This is a genomic window from Pseudomonas sp. HR1 (assembly GCF_030175875.1).
Taxonomy (GTDB): domain Bacteria; phylum Pseudomonadota; class Gammaproteobacteria; order Pseudomonadales; family Pseudomonadaceae; genus Chryseomonas; species Chryseomonas oryzihabitans.
Window position 1 is genome coordinate 160,681 of record NZ_JASNRF010000005.1, and the last position, 19,585, is coordinate 180,265.

General features: G+C 67.2%; 20 protein-coding genes. 8 read left to right on the forward strand and 12 right to left on the reverse strand.

Annotation, left to right across the window (positions count from 1 at the left end; all coding sequences use genetic code 11):
• Positions 1-118 precede the first annotated feature (118 nt).
• The gene (rpoH, locus tag QKY98_RS18530; protein WP_007161649.1) at positions 119-973 is read left to right on the forward strand and encodes an RNA polymerase sigma factor RpoH; all 855 of its coding nucleotides are present in this window, start codon (positions 119-121) and stop codon (positions 971-973) included.
• A gap of 447 nt (positions 974-1,420) precedes the next feature.
• On the opposite strand, the gene mtgA is transcribed toward rpoH, so the two are convergent.
• The gene (gene mtgA / locus QKY98_RS18535) at positions 1,421-2,122 is read right to left on the reverse strand and encodes a monofunctional biosynthetic peptidoglycan transglycosylase (protein ID WP_007161651.1); all 702 of its coding nucleotides are present in this window, start codon (positions 2,120-2,122) and stop codon (positions 1,421-1,423) included.
• A 68-nt stretch (positions 2,123-2,190) separates the two neighbouring features.
• Between mtgA and QKY98_RS18540 the strand changes: the two genes are divergently transcribed.
• The 5 genes from QKY98_RS18540 to QKY98_RS18560 all read left to right on the forward strand — a co-directional run bounded on the left by QKY98_RS18540 (position 2,191) and on the right by QKY98_RS18560 (position 6,346).
• Positions 2,191-2,568: a DUF423 domain-containing protein gene (locus QKY98_RS18540; RefSeq protein ID WP_144956219.1), complete on the forward strand. Its 378-nt coding sequence runs from the start codon at positions 2,191-2,193 to the stop codon at positions 2,566-2,568.
• 93 nt (positions 2,569-2,661) lie between these two features.
• Positions 2,662-2,862: a sulfur carrier protein ThiS gene (thiS, locus tag QKY98_RS18545; RefSeq protein ID WP_007161653.1), complete on the forward strand. Its 201-nt coding sequence runs from the start codon at positions 2,662-2,664 to the stop codon at positions 2,860-2,862.
• 19 nt (positions 2,863-2,881) lie between these two features.
• Positions 2,882-3,664, forward strand: a complete 783-nt coding sequence (locus tag QKY98_RS18550) for a thiazole synthase (protein ID WP_007161654.1) — start codon at positions 2,882-2,884, stop codon at positions 3,662-3,664.
• Between the two features lie 68 nt (positions 3,665-3,732).
• The gene (gene trmB / locus QKY98_RS18555) at positions 3,733-4,443 is read left to right on the forward strand and encodes a tRNA (guanosine(46)-N7)-methyltransferase TrmB (protein WP_027598891.1); all 711 of its coding nucleotides are present in this window, start codon (positions 3,733-3,735) and stop codon (positions 4,441-4,443) included.
• 169 nt (positions 4,444-4,612) lie between these two features.
• On the forward strand, positions 4,613-6,346 hold the full coding sequence (locus QKY98_RS18560; RefSeq protein WP_027598890.1) for a putative bifunctional diguanylate cyclase/phosphodiesterase: 1,734 nt from the start codon (positions 4,613-4,615) through the stop codon (positions 6,344-6,346).
• Here the strand turns inward: QKY98_RS18560 and QKY98_RS18565 are convergent.
• The 9 genes from QKY98_RS18565 to QKY98_RS18605 form a co-directional block, all read right to left on the reverse strand.
• Positions 6,343-6,669, reverse strand: coding sequence for a DUF3392 family protein (locus QKY98_RS18565; protein WP_007161657.1), 327 nt, complete (start codon positions 6,667-6,669; stop codon positions 6,343-6,345). The genes QKY98_RS18560 and QKY98_RS18565 overlap by 4 nt on opposite strands.
• Before the next feature lie 14 nt (positions 6,670-6,683).
• Positions 6,684-7,835 (reverse strand): radical SAM family heme chaperone HemW, encoded by a 1,152-nt coding sequence (gene hemW / locus QKY98_RS18570; protein ID WP_284671373.1) that lies wholly within the window; start codon positions 7,833-7,835, stop codon positions 6,684-6,686.
• Positions 7,832-8,425 (reverse strand): RdgB/HAM1 family non-canonical purine NTP pyrophosphatase, encoded by a 594-nt coding sequence (rdgB, locus tag QKY98_RS18575; RefSeq protein ID WP_042136668.1) that lies wholly within the window; start codon positions 8,423-8,425, stop codon positions 7,832-7,834. Before rdgB ends, hemW begins: the two co-directional genes overlap by 4 nt.
• Positions 8,426-8,508: 83 nt before the next feature.
• On the reverse strand, positions 8,509-9,129 hold the full coding sequence (gene metW, locus QKY98_RS18580; RefSeq protein WP_284671374.1) for a methionine biosynthesis protein MetW: 621 nt from the start codon (positions 9,127-9,129) through the stop codon (positions 8,509-8,511).
• A 5-nt stretch (positions 9,130-9,134) separates the two neighbouring features.
• Positions 9,135-10,274 (reverse strand): homoserine O-succinyltransferase MetX, encoded by a 1,140-nt coding sequence (gene metX, locus QKY98_RS18585; RefSeq protein ID WP_007161661.1) that lies wholly within the window; start codon positions 10,272-10,274, stop codon positions 9,135-9,137.
• Between the two features lie 108 nt (positions 10,275-10,382).
• Positions 10,383-12,341 carry a dynamin family protein gene (locus QKY98_RS18590; RefSeq protein ID WP_284671375.1) on the reverse strand — a complete coding sequence of 653 codons (1,959 nt, stop codon included), beginning with the start codon at positions 12,339-12,341 and terminating at the stop codon, positions 10,383-10,385.
• A 117-nt stretch (positions 12,342-12,458) separates the two neighbouring features.
• The gene (locus tag QKY98_RS18595; RefSeq protein WP_007161663.1) at positions 12,459-13,052 is read right to left on the reverse strand and encodes a YggT family protein; all 594 of its coding nucleotides are present in this window, start codon (positions 13,050-13,052) and stop codon (positions 12,459-12,461) included.
• A 9-nt stretch (positions 13,053-13,061) separates the two neighbouring features.
• Positions 13,062-13,880, reverse strand: coding sequence for a pyrroline-5-carboxylate reductase (proC, locus tag QKY98_RS18600; protein ID WP_027602928.1), 819 nt, complete (start codon positions 13,878-13,880; stop codon positions 13,062-13,064).
• Positions 13,881-13,889: 9 nt separating this feature from the next.
• Positions 13,890-14,585, reverse strand: a complete 696-nt coding sequence (locus tag QKY98_RS18605; RefSeq protein WP_027598884.1) for a YggS family pyridoxal phosphate-dependent enzyme — start codon at positions 14,583-14,585, stop codon at positions 13,890-13,892.
• A 126-nt stretch (positions 14,586-14,711) separates the two neighbouring features.
• Between QKY98_RS18605 and pilT the strand changes: the two genes are divergently transcribed.
• The gene (gene pilT, locus QKY98_RS18610) at positions 14,712-15,746 is read left to right on the forward strand and encodes a type IV pilus twitching motility protein PilT (RefSeq protein ID WP_007161666.1); all 1,035 of its coding nucleotides are present in this window, start codon (positions 14,712-14,714) and stop codon (positions 15,744-15,746) included.
• Positions 15,746-16,888 (forward strand): PilT/PilU family type 4a pilus ATPase, encoded by a 1,143-nt coding sequence (locus tag QKY98_RS18615; RefSeq protein WP_007161667.1) that lies wholly within the window; start codon positions 15,746-15,748, stop codon positions 16,886-16,888. Before pilT ends, QKY98_RS18615 begins: the two co-directional genes overlap by 1 nt.
• On the opposite strand, the gene QKY98_RS18620 is transcribed toward QKY98_RS18615, so the two are convergent.
• Both QKY98_RS18620 and QKY98_RS18625 read right to left on the reverse strand, forming a co-directional pair.
• Complete coding sequence (locus QKY98_RS18620) at positions 16,885-18,333, reverse strand: UdgX family uracil-DNA binding protein (RefSeq protein ID WP_027602930.1); 1,449 nt, start codon at positions 18,331-18,333, stop codon at positions 16,885-16,887. The genes QKY98_RS18615 and QKY98_RS18620 overlap by 4 nt on opposite strands.
• Complete coding sequence (locus QKY98_RS18625; RefSeq protein WP_027602931.1) at positions 18,334-19,545, reverse strand: putative DNA modification/repair radical SAM protein; 1,212 nt, start codon at positions 19,543-19,545, stop codon at positions 18,334-18,336. It lies immediately after the preceding gene.
• Positions 19,546-19,585 lie beyond the last annotated feature (40 nt).

Here is a 19,585-nt window from a genome sequence, read left to right on the forward strand (position 1 = left end):
TATGGCACATGGCTTTCACGGTGGTTTTCAGCTGGGGTTAAGGGAACCTCGGCTAGTCTGGCGCTGTCCAAAAAATCAGTGTTAGACTGCCCAGTGCTTAGTGAATCGGAGGATTCGCATGACCACTTCGTTGCAACCTGTTCCTACATTGGTTCCCGGCGCCAGCCTGGAAGCCTATGTGCATTCGGTGAACAGCATTCCGCTGCTCACTCCGGAGCGGGAGCGTGAACTGGCCGAGCGCCTCTTCTACAAGGAAGACGTCGAGGCCGCCCGGCAGTTGGTGCTCGCGCATCTGCGTTTCGTGGTGCATATCGCCAAGAGCTATTCCGGCTATGGTCTGGCCCAGGCCGACCTGATCCAGGAAGGCAACGTCGGCCTGATGAAGGCCGTGAAGCGCTTCAATCCCGAAATGGGCGTACGCCTGGTGTCCTTTGCCGTGCACTGGATCAAGGCCGAAATCCACGAATTCATCCTGCGCAACTGGCGGATCGTCAAGGTCGCCACGACCAAGGCGCAGCGCAAGCTGTTCTTCAACCTGCGCAGCCAGAAGAAGCGACTGGCCTGGCTGAACAACGACGAGGTCCATCGCGTGGCCGAAACCCTGGGTGTCGAGCCCCGGGAAGTGCGTGAGATGGAAAGCCGTCTGACCGGCCATGACATGGCCTTCGACCCGGCCAGCGATGCCGATGACGACGCGGCCTATCAGTCGCCGGCCCAGTACCTGGAAGACAGCCGTTACGATCCGGCGCGTCAGCTGGAAGAAGCCGACTGGACCGACAGTTCCACGGCCAATCTGCACGAGGCTCTGGAGCGCCTGGACGACCGCAGCCGCGACATCCTCTACCAGCGCTGGCTGGCCGAGGAAAAGGCGACGCTGCATGAGCTGGCGGCCAAGTACAACGTCTCGGCGGAACGTATCCGTCAGCTGGAGAAGAACGCGATGAACAAGCTCAAGGGCAACATCGCCGCCTGATCCGGGCTCTGCTCGAAGAACCGCACCCTGGGGTGCGGTTTTTTTTGCCTGCGAAGTCGCCTGTTGTGACCCAAAGTACAGGCCGGTCCAGCGCTATCGCGGCCATGGGCCGCTCCTACAGCAGCCGGATATTCTGTAGGAGCGGCACATGGCTGCGATTGAGTCGGTAGCGTGGAAAACCGTGCAGCGTTTTCCACGCTACTGCCCGGTCACCCGCTGCAGATAGTTGCTGCTGCCAAACTGGCGAACCCAGGCGGCAGGTTCGGCGACATAGGTGCTCTCCATGCGGCCGCTGCTAGAAATGCCGGTAGTCCGTAGGAGCGGCCCATGGCCGCGATCAAACGCGGGTAGGGTGGAAAACCGCGCAGTGTTTTCCACGCGTTAGCGTTAGCGTCCTGTAGGCAGTGCGTCGGGTATCCCGTGGAAAAGGCTGCGCCGTTTTCCACCCTACTGCCCGGTCATCCGTCGCAGGTAGTCGCTGCCGCCCAGCTGGCGTTCCTGCTGGCGGATCCAGGCGGCGCGTTCGGCGACGTAGGCGCTGGGGCGGCTCGGGCTCCATTCGCGAGGATTGGGCAGCACCGCGGCCAGCAGACTGGCCTGGCGGTCGGAGAGATAGGGCGCACCTATGCCGAAATGGTGGCGGGCCGCGGCCTCGGCGCCGAACACGCCGTCGTCCCATTCCACGCTGTTGAGATAGACCTCGAGAATGCGCTGCTTGGACCAGAAGGTTTCCAGCAGCACGGTGAACCAGGCTTCGAAGGCCTTGCGTAGATAGCTGCGGCCGCTCCAGAGAAAGAGATTCTTGGCGGTCTGCTGGCTGATGGTGCTGGCGCCGCGCAGGGAGCCGCCGGCTTCGTTGTGGCTGAAGGCCTGGCGGATCGCCGCCATGTCGAAGCCCCAGTGCTCGGCGAAGTGCTGGTCTTCACCGGCGATCACCGCCATCTTGAGATCGTCCGGCAGTTCCTTCCAGGGCCGCCAGTCGCGCTGCAGATCGATGGGCTTGCCGTCGATCCAGGATTCGACCTTGCGCTCCACCATCAGCATGCTGCCCGGCGGCGGGACCCAGCGCAGGATCAGCACCAGGGCGGCGCTGAGGGCGGCGAACCAGAGGGCGATACGCAGGAGACGGCGGAGGAGGGTGAGCAGCATCGGCTTGGTCTTTGGCGGTTAGCGGGCCATTATAACCAGCGCTTCTCTCCCATCGCCCGGTAAAACCCATGTTGCGTCTCTTCCTGCTGTTCGCGGCCCTGGCCGGCTTCACCGGTGTCGGACTCGGCGCCTTCGCCGCCCACGGACTCAAGGGCCGGCTCACCGCCGACTACCTCGCGGTGTTCCAGACCGGCGTGCTCTATCAGCTCATCCACGCCCTGGCGCTGTTTGGCATCGCCCTGCTGTCGCTGCACTTCCAGGGGCGCCTGGTGGCCTGGGCCGGTGGCTTCTTCATCGCCGGCATCCTGCTGTTTTCCGGCAGCCTCTATCTGCTGACGCTGACCGGCTTCTCGCGGCTGGGCATCATCACTCCCTTCGGCGGCCTGTGCTTTCTCGCCGGCTGGGCCTGCCTGGCCATCCTCGCCTGGCGTCTGAGCAGCCTCTGAGCGCGCACTGGCCGTCGTTCCCGGCCCGGCGCCGCTGCAATGAACGCCCGACCGGCGTAGAATGCCGGCTCACCCCGTGACGATGCCTTTGCCATGCAGATCCTGTTGAACGGCGAATCCCTTGAATTGCCGGACGGTGCCACCGTCGCCGACCTGCTCGTGCGTCTCGACCTGACCGGACGGCGAGTGGCGGTGGAACGCAACCTCGACATCGTGCCGCGCAGCCAGCACGCCACCACCGCCCTGGCGGACGGCGACCGGCTGGAAGTGGTCCACGCCATCGGCGGCGGCTAGCCGCGAAAGAGGAATCCAGATGAAAGACACTCCCTTCACCCTGGCCGGGCGTACCTATGCCTCGCGCCTGCTGGTCGGTACCGGCAAGTATCGTGACCTCGAAGAGACCCGCGTGGCCATCGAGGCCTCCGGCGCCGAGATCGTCACCGTGGCGGTGCGCCGCACCAACATCGGCCAGACGCCCGGCGAGCCCAACCTGCTCGACGTGATCTCGCCCGAGCGCTACACCATCCTGCCCAACACCGCCGGCTGCTACGACGCGGTGGAAGCGGTGCGCACCTGCCGCCTGGCGCGTGAGCTGCTCGACGGCCACAACCTGGTCAAGCTGGAAGTTCTGGCCGACCAGAAGACCCTGTTCCCCAATGTCATCGAGACCCTCAAGGCCGCCGAAACCCTGGTCGCCGACGGCTTCGACGTCATGGTCTACACCAGCGACGACCCCATCGTCGCCCGCCAGCTGGAAGCCATCGGCTGCATCGCCGTCATGCCGCTGGCCGGTCTGATCGGCTCGGGTCTGGGCATCTGCAATCCCTACAACCTGCGCATCATCCTCGAAGAGGCCAAGGTGCCGGTGCTGGTGGATGCCGGGGTGGGTACCGCCTCCGACGCCACCATCGCCATGGAGCTGGGCTGCGAAGCGGTGCTGATGAACAGCGCCATCGCCCATGCCCGCGAGCCGGTGCTGATGGCCGAAGCCATGAAGCACGCCATCGTCGCCGGTCGCCTGGCCTATCTGGCCGGGCGCATGCCGCGCAAGCTCTATGCCACGGCGTCTTCGCCGCTGGATGGCCTGGTCAACTAGGACCTGGCGCCCTCCGTCACGCGCCCGGCCTCTGCCGGGCGTCTCTTTTTCCCACTATCGATAACGCCATGACCGATCATCAAGACGACCAGACCCCCGACCGCCCCCGGCGCACCATCAAGAGCTTCGTGATGCGCGCCGGCCGCATGACTGAAGGCCAGCAACGCGGTCTCGACCAGGGTTGGCCGCGCTTCGGTCTGGAGCTGACCGACGGCCTGCGGGATTTCGACCAGGTGTTCGGGCGCCAGGCGCCGCGCACCTTCGAGATCGGCTTCGGCATGGGCCATTCCACCCTGGAAATGGCCGCTGCTGCGCCGGAGCAGGATTTCATCGGCGTCGAGGTGCATCGCCCGGGCGTGGGAGCGCTGCTCAACGGTGCCATGACCCAGGGACTGACCAATCTGCGGGTCTACAGCTGCGATGCCCTGGAGGTGCTGCGCCAGTGCGTGGCCGATGCCAGCCTGGACCGGGTGCTGCTGTTCTTTCCCGATCCCTGGCACAAGAGCCGCCACCACAAGCGGCGGATCGTCCAGCCGGCCTTCGCCGAGCTGGTCAGGCAGAAGCTCAAGGTCGGCGGGGTGCTGCACATGGCCACCGATTGGCAGGCCTATGCCGAACACATGCTCGAGATCATGAACGCCGCCCCGGGTTACCGTAATCTCGGCGACGCCTCGGGCTATGTGCCGCGCCCCGAGGAAAGACCCATCACCAAGTTCGAGCGCCGTGGCGAACGCCTGGGGCATGGGGTCTGGGATCTCAAGTTCGAACGCCAGAGCTGACCGTGTATCTCTGACGAATCGAGCTTGAGCTGCCGAAGGGCAATTGGCATGATGGCCAATTGCCCTGCTGTGATGGCGGTTGCAGTCGAATTCACAGAGACATCTGGATGTCAGCCCTTCCCGAGAAAGCCAACCGGCTCCGCGCCGCCCTTCGTGCAGGCCGGATCCGATGACGGACCTGGTACGCCCCGACTCGCCGGCGGCCGAATTGCACGCCGTACGGCGTTGGCTCGAAGTCGAACGCAGCGCCCGGCAGCGCACCGAACGCTCGCTGCACCTCATCGCCTCGGCCTTCGCCCTCTGCCGCGACGCCATGGCCGTGCTGACCGAAAGCGGTCAGATCATCGAAGCCAATGACGCCCTGCGCGCCCTGATGCTCAGCGCGGAGCGCAGTGTCAGCGGCCAGTACCTGTCGCACTACATCAAGTTGCCCGAGGCGGCTATCCGCACCTTCGAGCGCGACGGCTATGCCCTGTGCGAAGCCCAGTTCCACGTCTCCGCCAAGCGCGTCACGCCGGTGGAGATCAGCCTGAGTCGCTTTGCCGGCGAGGCGGATCGCGAAGGCTATGTGGTCGCCAGCCTGAGGGACATCACCGAGCGCAAGCGCGCCGAGCAGGCCCTGGAACGCATGGCCCTGAGCGATGCCCTGACCCAGCTGCCCAACCGGACCTCCTTCTACCAGGCTTTCGAGACGCGCCTGCAGAAGCTGGAGGAGACCGGCAACCTGGCGGTGCTGTTCATCGATGTCGATGGCTTCAAGGAGGTCAACGACTCCCTGGGCCATGCGGCCGGTGACGAGTTGCTCTGTGCCCTGGTGCGGGAGTTGCGCCAGGTGCTGGGCGCCGGCGAGGTACTGGCGCGCTGGGGTGGCGATGAATTCGTTGCGCTGCTGGACGTGAGCGATCGTGACCAGGCCCGCCAGGTGGCCGAGCAGCTGGTGCAGGCGGTGGGGCGCCAGCAATGCATCGCCGGCCACGATATCCGCGTATCGGCCAGCATCGGCCTGAGTCTGGCGCCCGAAGAGGGGCTGGATGTGGAGACCCTGTTGCGCAACGCCGATGCCGCCATGTACGCGGCCAAGGCGGCCGGCAAGAGCCGGGTGCGCTGCTACGATCCGCAGCTGACCAGCGAGGCGCGCAGCAAGGTGACCCTGCTGGCCCATCTGCATGGCGCCATCGAGGCCGAGCTGATCACCTTTGTGCTGCAGCCCAAGTTCGATGCCCGTCAGCGCATGATCAGCGCCGAGTTGCTGGCGCGCTGGAATTGTCCGGGCGTCGGCGCCGTGCCGCCCAATGTCTTCGTCGCCCTGGCCGAGCAGAACGGCATGGCCTCGGCCCTCGGGCGCCTGGCCATCCGCCGCGCGGCCGGTTGCGCCCGGGCCCTGCAGGACGCCGGCCTGCAGATCCCGGTGGCGGTCAACATCTCGCCGCTGCAGGTGGCCGATGATGAACTGGTCGAAGTCCTGGCGGCGGCCTGCGCCGAATTCGCTATCGCGCCCAGGGCCCTGGAGCTGGAGGTGACCGAGTCGGTGTTCCTGCAGAAGGGCACCCCGGAGCGGCGCCTGGCCCTGTTGCGCGAGCAGGGCTTTCGGGTGGCGATGGATGACTTCGGCACCGGCTATTCGTCGCTGGGCTATCTGCACCGCTTGCCCTTCGACACCATCAAGATCGACCGCAGCTTTCTGCTGGCGGTGGACGCCGACGACAGATCCCGGCAGTTGCTGGCCGGCATCGTCAGCCTGTGCCGCGCACTGGACATGCAGATCGTCGCCGAAGGGGTGGAAACCCAGGCCCAGTTCGAATTGCTCAAGGACCTGGGCGTGGACACCTTCCAGGGCTTCCTGCTGGGGCGCCCGCAATCCCTGGAGTGCCTGCTGGACGCTATCCGCGCCGCCGACCGCTAGCCGCGCCGCTCGGCCAGCACGCCCAGCAGACAGACGCCGATCAGCAGCACCGGGGCCAGGGCGTAGTTGTTGAACTGCGCCAGGCCCTTGACCACCCAGGGGGTCAGGAAGGTCATGGCGGCGCCATAGATGGCCAGGCAGGCCAGGGCGAAGGCCGGGACCCGGACGGCGGTCGGCAGGCTGCCCAGGCGCGCCTGGATGAAGGCGTTGACCTGGCTGCCGAACAGCACCAGCAGGGTGGCGGTGACCGCCAGGGCCACCTCGTCCAGGTGACTGCGACTCCAGCGGGAGAGGTCGGCGATATGGTCGAGTACGAAGTCCAAGGCAGAGCTCCTCGTCAGTCAGGCAGAAAGGATTGCAAGAGGTCGTTCAGGAACAGCTGGCCGCGGGCGGTGGGGCGCAGGCGCTCCTCGTCCTCGGCCAGCAGGCCGGCGCGGCGCGCCGCGGCCAGCGCCGGCGCCAGGCTGTCCAGTGACTGGCCGGTCCGCTGCGGATACCAGGCGGCGGGCACCCCGTCGATCAGGCGCAGGGCGTTCATCATGAAATCGAAGGGCAGATCGGCCGGCTCCAGAGCTTTCGCGCCGGCCTGGAAGGCCTTGGCCGGATCCAGGTAGTCCTTGGGCAGGCGGGTCTTCCAGGTGCGCAGCAGGGTACCGTCCGGCGCGCTGAGCTTGGCGTGGGCGCCGGCACCGATGCCGAGGAAGTCGCCGAAGCCCCAGTAGTTGAGATTGTGCCGCGCCTGGCGCCCGGGCTGGGCATAGGCGGAGGTCTCGTATTGCCCGTAGCCGGCGGCCGCCAGCCGCGCCTGGCCGGCTTCCTGGATGTCCCAGAGGGTGTCGTCTTCGGGCAGCTCCGGCGGCTGGCTCCAGAACACCGTGTTGGGCTCCATGGTCAGCTGGTACCAGGACAGGTGCGTGGGCGCCAGGGCGATGGCCTGCTCCAGATCACCGAGGGCATCGGCCACGCTTTGCTCGGGCAGGCCGTGCATGAGGTCCAGGTTGAAGTTGTCGAAACCGGCGGCGCGCGCCCGGTCGGCGGCGCGGATGGCTTCCTCGCGCCCGTGGATACGCCCCAGGGCCTTGAGCTTGGCGTCCTGGAAACTCTGGATGCCGATCGACAGCCGATTGATGCCCAGGCCGCGATAGGCGACGAACTTGGCCTGCTCGAAGGTGCCGGGGTTGGCTTCCAGGGTGATCTCGATGTCCGGCGCGAAGCTCAGGCGCCGGGCCACGCCGTCCAGCAGGCGCCCCAGGGCCTCGGCGGAAAACAGGCTGGGCGTGCCGCCGCCAAAGAAGATCGAGGTCAGCGGGCGGCCATGGACGTGGACCAGGTCCCTGTCCAGATCCGCCAGCAAGGCGTCGACGTACTCCGCTTCCGGCAGGGTCGGACCGGCCGCATGCGAGTTGAAGTCGCAATAGGGGCACTTGCGCACGCACCAGGGGATGTGGATGTAGAGCGCCAGTGGCGGCAGGGCGAACACCTGGGTCACAGGCCGAGCCGTTGCTTGAGCTGGGCCATGGCGCGGGCGCGATGGCTGCGCTGGTTCTTTTCCGCCGGCGCCAGTTCGGCTGCGGAGACCGCTTCGCCATCGGGCTGGAACAGCGGATCGTAGCCGAAGCCATGCTCGCCCTGGGCGGCATGCAGGATGCGCCCGGGCCAGAGGCCTTCGCAGAGGACCGGTAGCGGATCGTCGGCGTGACGCACCAGCGCCAGCACGCAGACGAATTGGCCAGTGCGCTCGGCGTCGGGCACCTCTTTCAAGGCCTCGAGCAGCTTGGCGTTGTTGGCCGCATCGCCCTGGCCGTCGGCGTAGCGCGCGGAATAGATACCGGGGGCGCCGCCGAGGGCGTCCACCGCCAGGCCCGAATCGTCGGCCAGGGCCGGCAGACCGGACAGCCGCGCCGCGTTGCGTGCCTTGAGGATGGCGTTCTCGACAAAGGACAGCCCGGTTTCCTCGGGCTCCACCTGGCTGAATTCACCCACCGAGCGCACCCGCACCCGGTCGCCGAGCATGGCCTGGAGTTCCTTGAGCTTGCCGGCGTTGTGGCTGGCGAGCACCAGTTCGGTAAGGTCGGACATGGGAGACTCCGCGTCGCGTTGAGAAGGGCGGCGTATTGTACGCGAAGCCGTGCCCGGGCTGGATGCGCCCCCCGTGCCTTACGTCATATCGCGACGCGATGCTCCTGCAGGCGCGGCGCGCTGACCCGGTAGATGCCGATCTCGCCGAGCAGGTTGGGCCACAGCTTGCTGGCCCAGCCATGACGATGCAGGCGGTCCACAGCGAGGCGATCCAGCACCTGGGCGCGCTGTTCGCGGCAGAGGCGCTCGAAGTCCTCGAAGGTGCAGAAGTGGATGTTCGGCGTGTTGTACCAGGTGTAGGGCAGGAAGTCGGAGACCGGCATCCGCCCCCGGCCGCCCAGGTACAGCCGGCAGCGCCAGTGACCGAAGTTGGGAAAGGTGATGATGCACTGGCGACCGACCCTGAGCATCTCCTGGAGGATGCAATCGGGGTACTGCATGGCCTGCAGCGACTGGGTCATGACCACCACGTCGAAGCTGTCGCTGGCGAAGTTGGCCAGGCCGCCGTCGAGATCCTGCTCGATGACGTTGACGTCCTTGAGCAGGCATTCGGCGATCTTGTCCGGGTCGATCTCCAGGCCGTAGCCGGTGACCTGCTTGTGATCGCGCAGCCAGGCGAGCAACTCGCCGGTGCCGCAACCGAGGTCGAGGACCCGGCTGCCGGCGGGGATCCATTCCTGAATGATGTCCAGATCGGCGCGCACGGCAGCTATACCTCGATGCGGGTCATGTAGTGGGAGAAGGCCTGCAGATAGCGCGGGATGGGGATGAGGAAGGCGTCGTGACCCTGGGGGGCGTCGACCTCCAGGTAGCTGACGTCCTTGCGCGCGGCCATCAGGGCGTTGACGATCTCCTTGGAGCGCGCCGGCGAGAAGCGCCAGTCGGTGGTGAAGGAGACGATCAGGAAGCGTGCCTGCACCCCGGCCAGGGTCTTGGCCAGGTCGCCGCCATGGGCGTGGGCCGGATCGAAGTAGTCCAGCGCCTTGGTCATCAGCAGGTAGGTGTTGGCGTCGAAGCGGCCGGAGAATTCCTCGCCCTGGTAGCGCAGGTAGCTCTCCACCTGGAATTCGACGCTGTGGAAGTCGTAGTTGAGCTGGTCGGTCTTGAGTTCGCGACCGAATTTCTCGCCCATGGCCTCGTCGGACAGGTAGGTGATGTGGCCGACCATGCGCGCCAGCATCAGGCCGCGCTTGGGGATCACGCCCTTTTCCTGGAAGTGCCCGGCATGGAAGTCCGGGTCCGAGAGGATGGCCTGGCGCGCCACCTCGTTGAAGGCGATGTTTTCCGCCGACAGCTTGGGTGCCGAGGCGATGGCCAGGCAGTGGCGGATGCGCTCGGGATAGCTAATGGTCCACTGCAGCGCCTGCATGCCACCCAGGCTGCCGCCGATCACCGCCGCCCACTGCGCGATGCCCAGGCGATCGGCCAGCCGCGCCTGGCTGTTGACCCAGTCTTCCACGGTCAGCACCGGGAAGTCCGCGCCATAGGCGCGGCCGGTGTCGGGATTGGGACTGCTGGGACCGGTGGAGCCGTTGCAGCCACCGAGGTTGTTGAGGGCGACGACAAAGAACTTGCGGGTGTCGATGGGCTTGCCCGGACCGATGCAGCTGTCCCACCAGCCCGGCTTGCGGTCGTCGAGGCTGTGATAGCCGGCCGCGTGGTGATGGCCGGAGAGCGCGTGGCAGATCAGCACGGCGTTGCTGCGGCTGGCGTTGAGTTCGCCATAGGTCTCGACCATCAGGTCGTAGGCCGGCAGGGTGCGGCCACAGGCCAGGGCCAGGGGCTCGTTGAAGTGCAGCAGCTCGGGGGTGACCAGGCCGACGGAATCTTCGGGAATGACGCTGGGCATTGACGGCTCGTCCGGGGCGGGGCTCGCCAGTCTAAAGAGCGTCGCCAGGAGCGGCAAGGGCAGCCGTGGCGCGGCGGTCAGGGGCCGCGCCTCGGGTGGCGGATGGGGCTAGCCGACCCGCGCCAGCGGCAGGGTGACCACGTTGTCGTGGCGCTGGGAAGGGGCCGGCCGGCTGATCTGCTTGAGCATGTCGCTGACCTCGCTGAGCTGCCGGTGCAGGACGTCCTCGTGCACCTGCAGGCGCCGCACCTGTTCCTGGCTGTTGAGGTTCTGCTGGGTGAGCTGCTTGAGCGCCAGCATGCTGGTTTCCAGCAGCTGCTTCTGCTCGCGGGTGTGCTGCACCAGCGGGGTCAGGGCGCCGTCGTTCCAGCGCAGCACCTGGGCATGGGCGCCTTCCTGCAGGGCCTGGACCTCCTGGGCCACGGTGGCGAAGAAGCGGCGGGCCAGGGCGCTCTGCTCGGTGAGCAGGGTCTTGACCTGGCGCTGGACCTCCTCGGTCTTGAGTTGCAGCTGGCGCAGCTCGCGGACATAGGGGCGGATGCGTAGCCGCGGCGCTTCCAGGGGGTGTAGAGGATTCTCCACATTGTGCCGCTGGTAGACCGCGCCGAGCACCTTGTTGGCCCGGTCCGCCTCGTTGTCCAGGGCCAGCAGGTCATGCTCGACCACGCGGAAGAAGCGGGCGATGGACTGGTTGATGCCGACGGTGGTCAGGCTGGTGCGGAATTCCCGGCGCGCGGTGTCCAGATGGGCGTCCAGGCGTTCCGGCGCGACCAGGTCGGTCAGCAGCTTGCGCTGCCCGGCCAACATGTTCTGGGTGGTGCGCAGATCCAGCAGGCGGCGGTGATAGAGGTCGTATTCCTGGCGGGTGCGCGCGGTCTGCAATTCCAGGCCGGCACCGGGCAATTCCTCGTCGGCCAGTTGCGCGTACTGGGCGCGAATGGCTTCCAGGCGCTGCTCGATCAGGGTCCGGCTGGCACCCAGCAGACCACTGGCCTGCTGCACGATGCGCTGCTGCAGCAGGCGCTCGCGGGCGCCGACGATGCGTTCGGCGAGCAACTGTTCGAGGCTGTCCAGCTGGCTGCGCGCGAGCAGTTCCAGATCGCCGCGGACCTTGCCCAGCAAGGCCTGCTTGGCCGACAGCGGCAGGATGTGCTCGGCTGGTAGCGCCAGTTGCCGGGCGCTGGCCTGGCGGACGTTTTCCAGCGACTGGGCGACATGGGCGACGCCGCCGAGGTCGTCCCAGAGGCTGTCGATCTTGTTCATCACCGCGAACAGTCGCTCCGGGGCATCGCCCAGGGACGGCTTGACGCACTGCTCCCAGAGCGCGAGGTCCGAGGCGGTTACGCCGGTGTCGGCACCGATGAGAAAGAGCACGGCCTGGGCGTGGGGCAGCAGCGACAGGGTCAGCTCGGGTTCGGCGCCCAGGGCGTTGAGGCCGGGGGTGTCGAGGATGCGCAGGCCCTGGCGCAGCAGCGGATGATCGATGCTGATCAGCGCATGGCGCCAGGCCGGGATGCTGACCAGGCCGTCGCTGTCGAGTTGTTCCAGTTGCTCGGGATCGAAGCCCAGCTGCACGGCGACGGCGGTTTCCACCTCGCGGGTCTCGGTGACCTTGGCCAGCAGGGCGGCCATGGCGTCCGCGTGGCTGTCGTCCAGGGCGAAGCGCTGCCAGGCCTCGGGCGCCTTGCGCCAGGCGGTCAGGCTGCGTTCGTCCAGGCGGCTGTCGATGGGCAGCAGCTGCAGATAGGGACCGTCGGCCCCGGCGTCGAAGAAGATCTCGGTGGGGCACATGGTGGTGCGCCCGGCCTGGGACGGCAGCATGCGCTGGCCGTAGTCGGCGAAGAAGAGGGCGTTGATCAGTTCGGTCTTGCCGCGGGAGAACTCGCCGGCGAAGGCCAGGGTGATGCCGTCGGCCTGCAATTCGCTCTGGCAGGTCGCCAGGGCGGCGTCCAGGGCCGGGGAGGCCAGACGATTACGCTGCAACCAGTCGCGGTAGCGGCCCAATTGGGTGTCGAGTTCGGCTTTCCACGCGGCATAGGCATCGACGTGGCGGAACAGGCGTTCCATAGGGGACTTCCTTGACCTGAACAGCAAAGGCTGGACGGTGCCCCAGCGTCCAGAGGACGTCAATGGCGCCTCCGCCACGACGCGGCGGGCGGTCGTGGCGGGTGCGCGAGTGGTGCGTCAGAGGAAGGGCGCGAGAATCTGCGGCATGCCGGTGGCCGCGGCCAGCTGGCCGATGACGAAGCGGTCCAGCAGGTTGATCACGATGAAGGCGAAGATCGGCGACAGATCCAGCCCGCCCAGGCTCGGCAGGATGCGGCGGAAGGGTGCCAGCAGCGGCTCGCAGATCTGGTTGACCAGTTCGGCGGCCGGATTGTGGGTCTGGGGCGCGACCCAGGAGAGGATGACGCTGACGATCAGGGCGAAGAAGAACACCTTGAGGAACAGCGAGGCCACGCCGAGCAGGGCCCAGATCAGCAGGGCGGGGAACAGGCCGCCGATGCTGGCGCCGAGCAGCACCACCACGACCATCATCAGCGCCAGCTGGACCAGCACGGCCAGCACCAGGGCCGCCAGATCGACGCCGCCGAAGCCGGGAATGATGCGTCGCACCGGCTTGAGCAGCGGCTGGGTGGCGCGCACGGTGAATTGCGACAGCGGATTGTAGAAGTCGGCCCGGACCAGCTGCAGGATGAAGCGCAGCAGGATGATCAGCAGATAGAGACTGCCGAGGGTCTGGATGACGTAGACGAGAGCTTGCGCGAGAGCGGACATGGATACTCCTTATCGATCCGGCAACTGGGCCAGTTCCGCAGCCCGGTCGGCCGCGGCGGTGAGGGCTTCTTCCACCAGGTCCTCGAAGGCCCCGGCTTGGAAGGTTTCGATGGCGCGCTCGGTGGTGCCCTTGGGGGACATCACCGAACGACGCAATTGTTCGGGGCTGCGGTCACCCTGGCAGGCCATGGCGGCGGCGCCGCGGGCGGTGTGCAGGGTCAGTTGCTGGGCGACCTCGGCCGGCAGGCCGAGCTTGGTGCCGGCCTGGGTCATGGCTTCCATCAGCAGGAAGAAATAGGCCGGGCCGCTGCCGGAGACGGCGGTGACCGCGTCCAGCTGCTGTTCTTCCTCGACCCACAGGGCCAGGCCGACCGCGGCGAGGATCTCCTGGGCACGGGCGCGCTGCTCGGCGCTGACCTGGTCATTGGCGAACAGGCCGCTGGCGCCCAGGCGCAGCTGCGAGGGCACGTTCGGCATGCAGCGCACCAGCGCGCGCGGGCCCAGCCAGCGGGTCAGGCTGGCGCAGGTGATGCCGGCGGCGACCGAGACGATCAGCTGGTCCGGACGCAGATGGGGGGCCAGTTCCTGGCAGACCTCGCCCATGACCTGGGGCTTCACCCCCAGCACCACCACGTCGGCGTCGGCGAGCACGGCGCTGTTGCTGGCCTCGACGCGGATGCCGTGCTCCCGGGCCAGGGCTTCGCGCTTGGCCGGATTGCGATTGCTGGCGCTCAGCTGCCGGGCCGGCACGCCCTGGGCGAGCAGGCCGCCGATGATGGCCCCGGCCATGTTGCCGGCGCCGATGAAGGCGATGCGGGTGTCGTTCATCGAGACTTCCTAGGTTGAAGAGGCGGCGCCGTAGTCGCGGGCGCCAAAGAGGGCGGTACCGACGCGGACCCAGGTGGCACCCTCGGCGATGGCGGCTTCCAGATCTTGGCTCATGCCCATGGACAGGGTGTCCAGGCCCAGGTTCAGGGCTTCGCTCAGGGTGCGCAGCCGGGCGAAGGCGGCGCGCTGGCTGGCCGGGTCGTCGGTGGGTTCGGGGATGGCCATCAGGCCACGCAGGCGCAGGTTGGGCAACCGGCTGACCGCGGCGGCCAGGGCCGGCAGCTCGTCGGGGTGGCAGCCGGACTTGCTGGCTTCGCCACTGACGTTGACCTGCAGGCAGATGTTCAGCGGGCCGCGCTCGGGCGGGCGCTGCTCGGCCAGGCGCTGGGCGATCTTCAGGCGATCCACCGAATGCACCCAGTCGAAATGGCTGGCGATGGCGCGGGTCTTGTTGGACTGGATGGGACCGATGAAATGCCACACCAGGGGCAGGTCGGCCAGCGCCGGCTGCTTGTCCAGCGCCTCCTGCAGATAGTTCTCGCCAAAGTCGCGCAGACCGGCGACGGCGGCCTCGCGCAAGGCGGCGGCGGGCTTGGTCTTGCTCACCGCCAGGAGGCCGACAGTCGCGGGATCGCGGCCTGCCGTCCGGCTGGCGGCGGCGATGCGTTCGAGTACGGTTGCGCTATTCTCGGCTATCGTGGACATTCAGCCCCTGCTTGCGTCGGCGCATCCGGCAGGCCTCGGCGTACCGGATGAGTGAGTGGCGGTGACCAGGTCAGACCGCCAGTGCTGCGCGGCATTCTACCTGCTTGCTCGACATCTGGGAGTCCCATGGATATCACCGAATTGCTGGCCTTTTCCGCGCGGCAAGGCGCCTCCGACCTGCACCTGTCCGCCGGCCTGCCGCCGATGATCCGCGTCGACGGCGACGTGCGCCGCATCAACCTGCCGGCCTTCGAGCACAAGCAGGTGCACGCGCTGATCTACGACATCATGAACGACAAGCAGCGCAAGGACTTCGAGGAATTCCTGGAGACCGACTTCTCCTTCGAGGTGCCGGGTGTGGCGCGCTTCCGGGTCAACGCCTTCAACCAGAATCGCGGTGCCGGCGCGGTGTTCCGAACCATTCCGTCCAAGGTGCTGAGCATGGAAGAGCTCGGCATGGGCGAGGTGTTCAAGAAGATCACCGACGTCCCGCGCGGCCTGGTGCTGGTGACCGGGCCGACCGGCTCGGGCAAGTCCACCACCCTGGCGGCCATGCTCGACTACCTCAACAACACCAAGTACCACCACATCCTCACCATCGAGGATCCCATCGAATTCGTCCACGAATCCAAGAAGTGCCTGGTCAACCAGCGCGAGGTGCACCGCGACACCCTGGGCTTCTCCGAGGCCCTGCGTTCGGCGCTGCGCGAAGACCCGGACATCATCCTGGTGGGCGAGCTGCGTGACCTGGAGACCATCCGCCTGGCGCTGACCGCGGCCGAGACCGGGCACCTGGTGTTCGGCACCCTGCACACCACCTCGGCGGCCAAGACCATCGATCGGGTGGTGGACGTCTTTCCGGCGGAAGAGAAGTCGATGGTGCGTTCCATGTTGTCCGAATCCCTGCAGGCGGTGGTTTCCCAGACCCTGCTCAAGAAGGTCGGCGGCGGCCGGGTAGCGGCCCACGAGATCATGATCGGCACGCCGGCCATCCGTAACCTGATCCGCGAGGACAAGGTGGCGCAGATGTATTCCTCGATCCAGACTGGTGGCGGCCTGGGCATGCAGACCCTGGACATGTGCCTCAAGGCGCTCCTGGCCAAGGGCCTGATCAGCCGCGACGCGGCCCGCGAGAAGGCCAAGACGCCGGAGAACTTCTGATGGATTTCGACAGGTTCCTGCAGCTGATGGTGGACAAGGGGGCGTCCGACCTCTTCATCACCACCGGCGTGCCCCCTTCGATGAAGATCAACGGGCGCATGACGCCGGTCACCAAGGACTCGCTCACGCCCGAGCAGTGCCGGGCCCTGGTGCTGGGGGTGATGAACGACGAGCAGCGCCAGGAATTCCAACAGAAGCGCGAGTGCAACTTCGCCATCAGCGCCCGCGGCATCGGCCGCTTCCGGGTCAGCGCCTTCTACCAGCGCAACCTGGTGGGCATGGTGCTGCGCCGCATCGAGGTCAACATCCCCACCGTCGAGCAGCTGCGCCTGCCGGAGATCATCAAGAAGCTGGCCATGACCAAGCGCGGCCTGGTGATCTTCGTCGGCGCCACCGGCACCGGCAAGTCCACCTCGCTGGCGGCCATGATCGGCCACCGCAACAAGAACTCGGCGGGGCACATCATCTCCATCGAGGACCCCATCGAGTACATCCACCAGCACCAGGGCTGCATCGTCACCCAGCGTGAGGTGGGCATCGATACCGAGTCCTTCGAGGTGGCGCTGAAGAACACCCTGCGCCAGGCGCCGGACGTCATCATGATCGGCGAGATCCGCAGCCGGGACACCATGGAGCACGCCCTGGCCTTCGCCGAGACCGGCCACCTGTGCCTGGCCACCCTGCACGCCAACAACGCCAACCAGGCGCTGGACCGCATCATCCACTTCTTCCCGGCCGATCGGCACAGCCAGACCTGGATGGACCTCTCGCTCAACCTCAAGGGCATCGTCGCCCAGCAACTGGTGCCCACCATCGATGGCCAGGGCCGCCGCGCGGTCATCGAGGTGCTGCTCAACACCCCGCTGGTCGCCGACCTGATTCGCAAGGGCGAGGTGCACGAACTCAAGGCGCTGATGAAGAAGTCCGGCGAGCTGGGCATGCAGACCTTCGACCAGTCGCTCTACGGGCTCTATCGCGATGGCGAGATCACCTACGAGGCCGCCCTGGCCCACGCCGATTCCGCCAACGACCTGCGCCTGATGATCAAGCTGGGTTCGGAAACGGATGCCGATCACCTCAATCAGATCACCCGCAACCTCTCGGTGGACATGGGCGACGAGCCGCCCAAGCGCTTCCGCTAGCCTTCGGCTGTGCTGCCGGCTGCCAGGGCCCTGGCCTCGCGCAGGGCGGCGACCAGGGCCTGGCGCGCCTGGTCCTGCTGTTCGGCATCCGGGGTGCGCAGGATGTAGGAGGGGTGATAGGTGGCGATGATCCAGCGCTCGTCCAGTCGCAGGGGTCGTCCCATGAATTGCGCCAGACCCCTCGGCTTGCGCTTGAGCAGGGCTTCCAGGGCGGTCGAGCCCAGGGCCACCACGACCGTCGGCTGGATGTCGCGCAATTCCTGCTCCAGCCAGTAGCGGCAGGGGGCGATCTCCGGTCCCGGGGTGACGTGCTTGCGTCTTCTGCCCTGGGGAATCCACTTGAAGTGCTTGACCGCATTGGTGAGGAACACCTCGCTGCGCTCGAGGCCGGCTTCGGCCAGCGCCGCCATCAGCACCTGCCCGGCCGGGCCGACGAAGGGCCGGCCCGCCAGGTCCTCCTGATCGCCGGGCTGTTCGCCCAGCAGCAGGATGCGCGCGGTGCGCGGGCCTTCGCCGGCCACCGGCTGGGTGGCCTTTTCCCAGAGTTCGCAGCGACGGCACTCGTCGAGGGTGGTGGGCAGCGGGCGTTCGGGCTGGGCGCGCTCGGCCGCGATCAGCACCTCGCGACCGCTCTGGCGACCTACGGCCTCGGCCTGGGCCAGGCGCTGGGCGCCGGCCCGCGCCTCGCTGAGCAGCGCCGGGATCAGCGGCCCTTCCGGCAGATCCTTCCAGAAACGCGCCGGCATGTTGCCCCTCAGGGTGCGCGGATTGGCCCGCGCCGGATTGAAGGTGCTGCGGTAGTAGGCGCGCCAGAGTTCGTCACCGGCGTTGCGGTCGTCGTCTTCCGGCGTCTGCCGGGCCAGGCGTTGCAGTTCGGCGGGGCAGGGCTCCACCAGTTGCAGCGCCTGACCGTCCCAGAGCGCAGCGGCTTCGGGAGTCGCGATCAGCCAGCTGCTGTTGCCCATGCGGTCGCAGAAGTGCGGCGCCGCCAGGGCCAGGACGTCGTGGGCTGGCTGGTGCCAGGCCACCCAGGCCGGCGGACCGGCGCTTTCCGCGCGCGGCCGAAAGCGCAGGAAGGCATGCACATGGTGGATCTCGCGGCGGATCGCCTTGACCCGGCGCTGCAATTCGCTGCCGTCTTCGTCACCGGCCAGCATGGCTGCCCGTTCGCCGCGGGCGACGCGCCAGAGCACCTGGTAAAGCAGCGCCCAGCGATCGTCGCTGCGAAAGCAGGCGGCGTAGGTCAGGGCTTCGGCCAGTTGCGGCGGGATGCGTATGGCGCCGCTGGGCGGGGGCGCCACGACTTCGGCCGGTTCGTCGAACAGATCGCCCAGGCCGCGACTCTCCTGCCAGCTCACCTGGGCCGGCGGGATACCAGCCTGCAACAGCCGCCGCGCCTCCTTGCGCCAGCCGGCGAAGGTGCCGTCGAAATCGACTCTCTGCATCTAGAGCAGGGCGAGCTGGGCGGGCGGTTCGGCGAGCTGCCGGCGCAGGTCCAGGGACTCGGCCAGGCGCGGTTGCGGGCGATAGTCCTGGGTGACGATGAAGGGGCGCGCCTTTTCCACGCTGCATTTCAGGCGGATCAGGTCGGCGTAGCGGATGCGCCGCTCGCGTCTGAGCTCCACCAGCCGCTTGGCCGAGAGCACGCCGATGCCGGGTACCCGGGCGATCAGCGCCTGGTCGGCGCGATTGAGATCCAGCGGGAAGATGGCGCGATTGTGCAGCGCCCAGGCCAGCTTGGGATCCACGTCCAGCGGCAGCTGGCCGTCCTCGGTGGGCAACTCATCCGCTTGGAAGCCATAGCCACGCATGAGGAAGTCGGCCTGGTACAGGCGATGCTCGCGCAGCAGCGGCGGCGGTTGCAGCGGCACCGTGCCCGGGCTTTCCGGGATGGGGCTGAAGGCCGAATAGTAGACCCGCTTGAGGCGATAGGCGCCGTACAGCGTCTGGGCGGTGTCGAGAATGGTGCGGTCGTCGGTGGCATCGGCGCCCACGATCATCTGGGTGCTCTGGCCCGCCGGGGCGAAGCGCGGCGCCTTGGCTTCGGCCTCGGCTTCTTCCAGGCCCAGACGGATGTTGCCCATGGTCTTGCGGATGCTGCTGCCGTTCTTTTCCGGCGCCAGCTTGATCAGGCTGCTCTCGGTGGGCAGCTCGATGTTGACCGACAGGCGGTCGGCATAGAGACCCGCCTGGGCGATGATCTCGGGATCGGCGTCGGGAATGGTCTTGAGGTGGATGTAGCCGCGGAACTGGTGCTGCTCGCGCAACAGCTGGGCGACCCGGGTCATCTGCTCCATGGTGTAGTTGGAGGAGCGGATGATGCCGGAGCTGAGGAACAGTCCGCTGATGACATTGCGTCGATAGAAGTCGAGGGTAAGCTGCACCACTTCCTCGGGCGTGAAGCGCGCCCGCGGCACGTTGCTGCTGCGGCGATTGACGCAGTACTGGCAGTCGTACTGGCAGAAGTTGGTCAGCAGCACCTTGAGCAGCGCCACGCAGCGCCCATCCGGGGTGAAGCTGTGGCAGATGCCCATGCCATCGGTCGAGCCCAGGCCGTCCTTGCCCTTCGAGCTGCGTTTGGGCGCGCCGCTGCTGGCGCAGGACACGTCGTACTTGGCGGCATCGGCGAGAATGATCAGCTTGTCGGCGAGCTCCATCGAGATCTCCTGGACTGTGATTGCATACAGTATCCAGGAA

Excerpts from the sequence above, each read along its gene's own strand:
- QKY98_RS18540 (WP_144956219.1), top strand. The coding sequence starts at position 2,191 with ATGTTGCGTCTCTTCCTGCTGTTCGCGGCCCTGGCCGGCTTCACCGGT.
- QKY98_RS18550 (WP_007161654.1), top strand. The coding sequence starts at position 2,882 with ATGAAAGACACTCCCTTCACCCTGGCCGGGCGTACCTATGCCTCGCGC.
- rdgB (WP_042136668.1), bottom strand. The coding sequence starts at position 8,425 with ATGTCCGACCTTACCGAACTGGTGCTCGCCAGCCACAACGCCGGCAAG.
- QKY98_RS18590 (WP_284671375.1), bottom strand. The coding sequence starts at position 12,341 with ATGGAACGCCTGTTCCGCCACGTCGATGCCTATGCCGCGTGGAAAGCC.
- QKY98_RS18620 (WP_027602930.1), bottom strand. The coding sequence starts at position 18,333 with ATGCAGAGAGTCGATTTCGACGGCACCTTCGCCGGCTGGCGCAAGGAG.
- mtgA (WP_007161651.1), bottom strand. The coding sequence starts at position 2,122 with ATGCTGCTCACCCTCCTCCGCCGTCTCCTGCGTATCGCCCTCTGGTTC.
- QKY98_RS18625 (WP_027602931.1), bottom strand. The coding sequence starts at position 19,545 with ATGGAGCTCGCCGACAAGCTGATCATTCTCGCCGATGCCGCCAAGTAC.
- pilT (WP_007161666.1), top strand. The coding sequence starts at position 14,712 with ATGGATATCACCGAATTGCTGGCCTTTTCCGCGCGGCAAGGCGCCTCC.
- metX (WP_007161661.1), bottom strand. The coding sequence starts at position 10,274 with ATGCCCAGCGTCATTCCCGAAGATTCCGTCGGCCTGGTCACCCCCGAG.
- rpoH (WP_007161649.1), top strand. The coding sequence starts at position 119 with ATGACCACTTCGTTGCAACCTGTTCCTACATTGGTTCCCGGCGCCAGC.
- trmB (WP_027598891.1), top strand. The coding sequence starts at position 3,733 with ATGACCGATCATCAAGACGACCAGACCCCCGACCGCCCCCGGCGCACC.
- QKY98_RS18605 (WP_027598884.1), bottom strand. The coding sequence starts at position 14,585 with ATGTCCACGATAGCCGAGAATAGCGCAACCGTACTCGAACGCATCGCC.
- QKY98_RS18615 (WP_007161667.1), top strand. The coding sequence starts at position 15,746 with ATGGATTTCGACAGGTTCCTGCAGCTGATGGTGGACAAGGGGGCGTCC.
- proC (WP_027602928.1), bottom strand. The coding sequence starts at position 13,880 with ATGAACGACACCCGCATCGCCTTCATCGGCGCCGGCAACATGGCCGGG.
- QKY98_RS18560 (WP_027598890.1), top strand. The coding sequence starts at position 4,613 with ATGACGGACCTGGTACGCCCCGACTCGCCGGCGGCCGAATTGCACGCC.
- QKY98_RS18595 (WP_007161663.1), bottom strand. The coding sequence starts at position 13,052 with ATGTCCGCTCTCGCGCAAGCTCTCGTCTACGTCATCCAGACCCTCGGC.
- thiS (WP_007161653.1), top strand. The coding sequence starts at position 2,662 with ATGCAGATCCTGTTGAACGGCGAATCCCTTGAATTGCCGGACGGTGCC.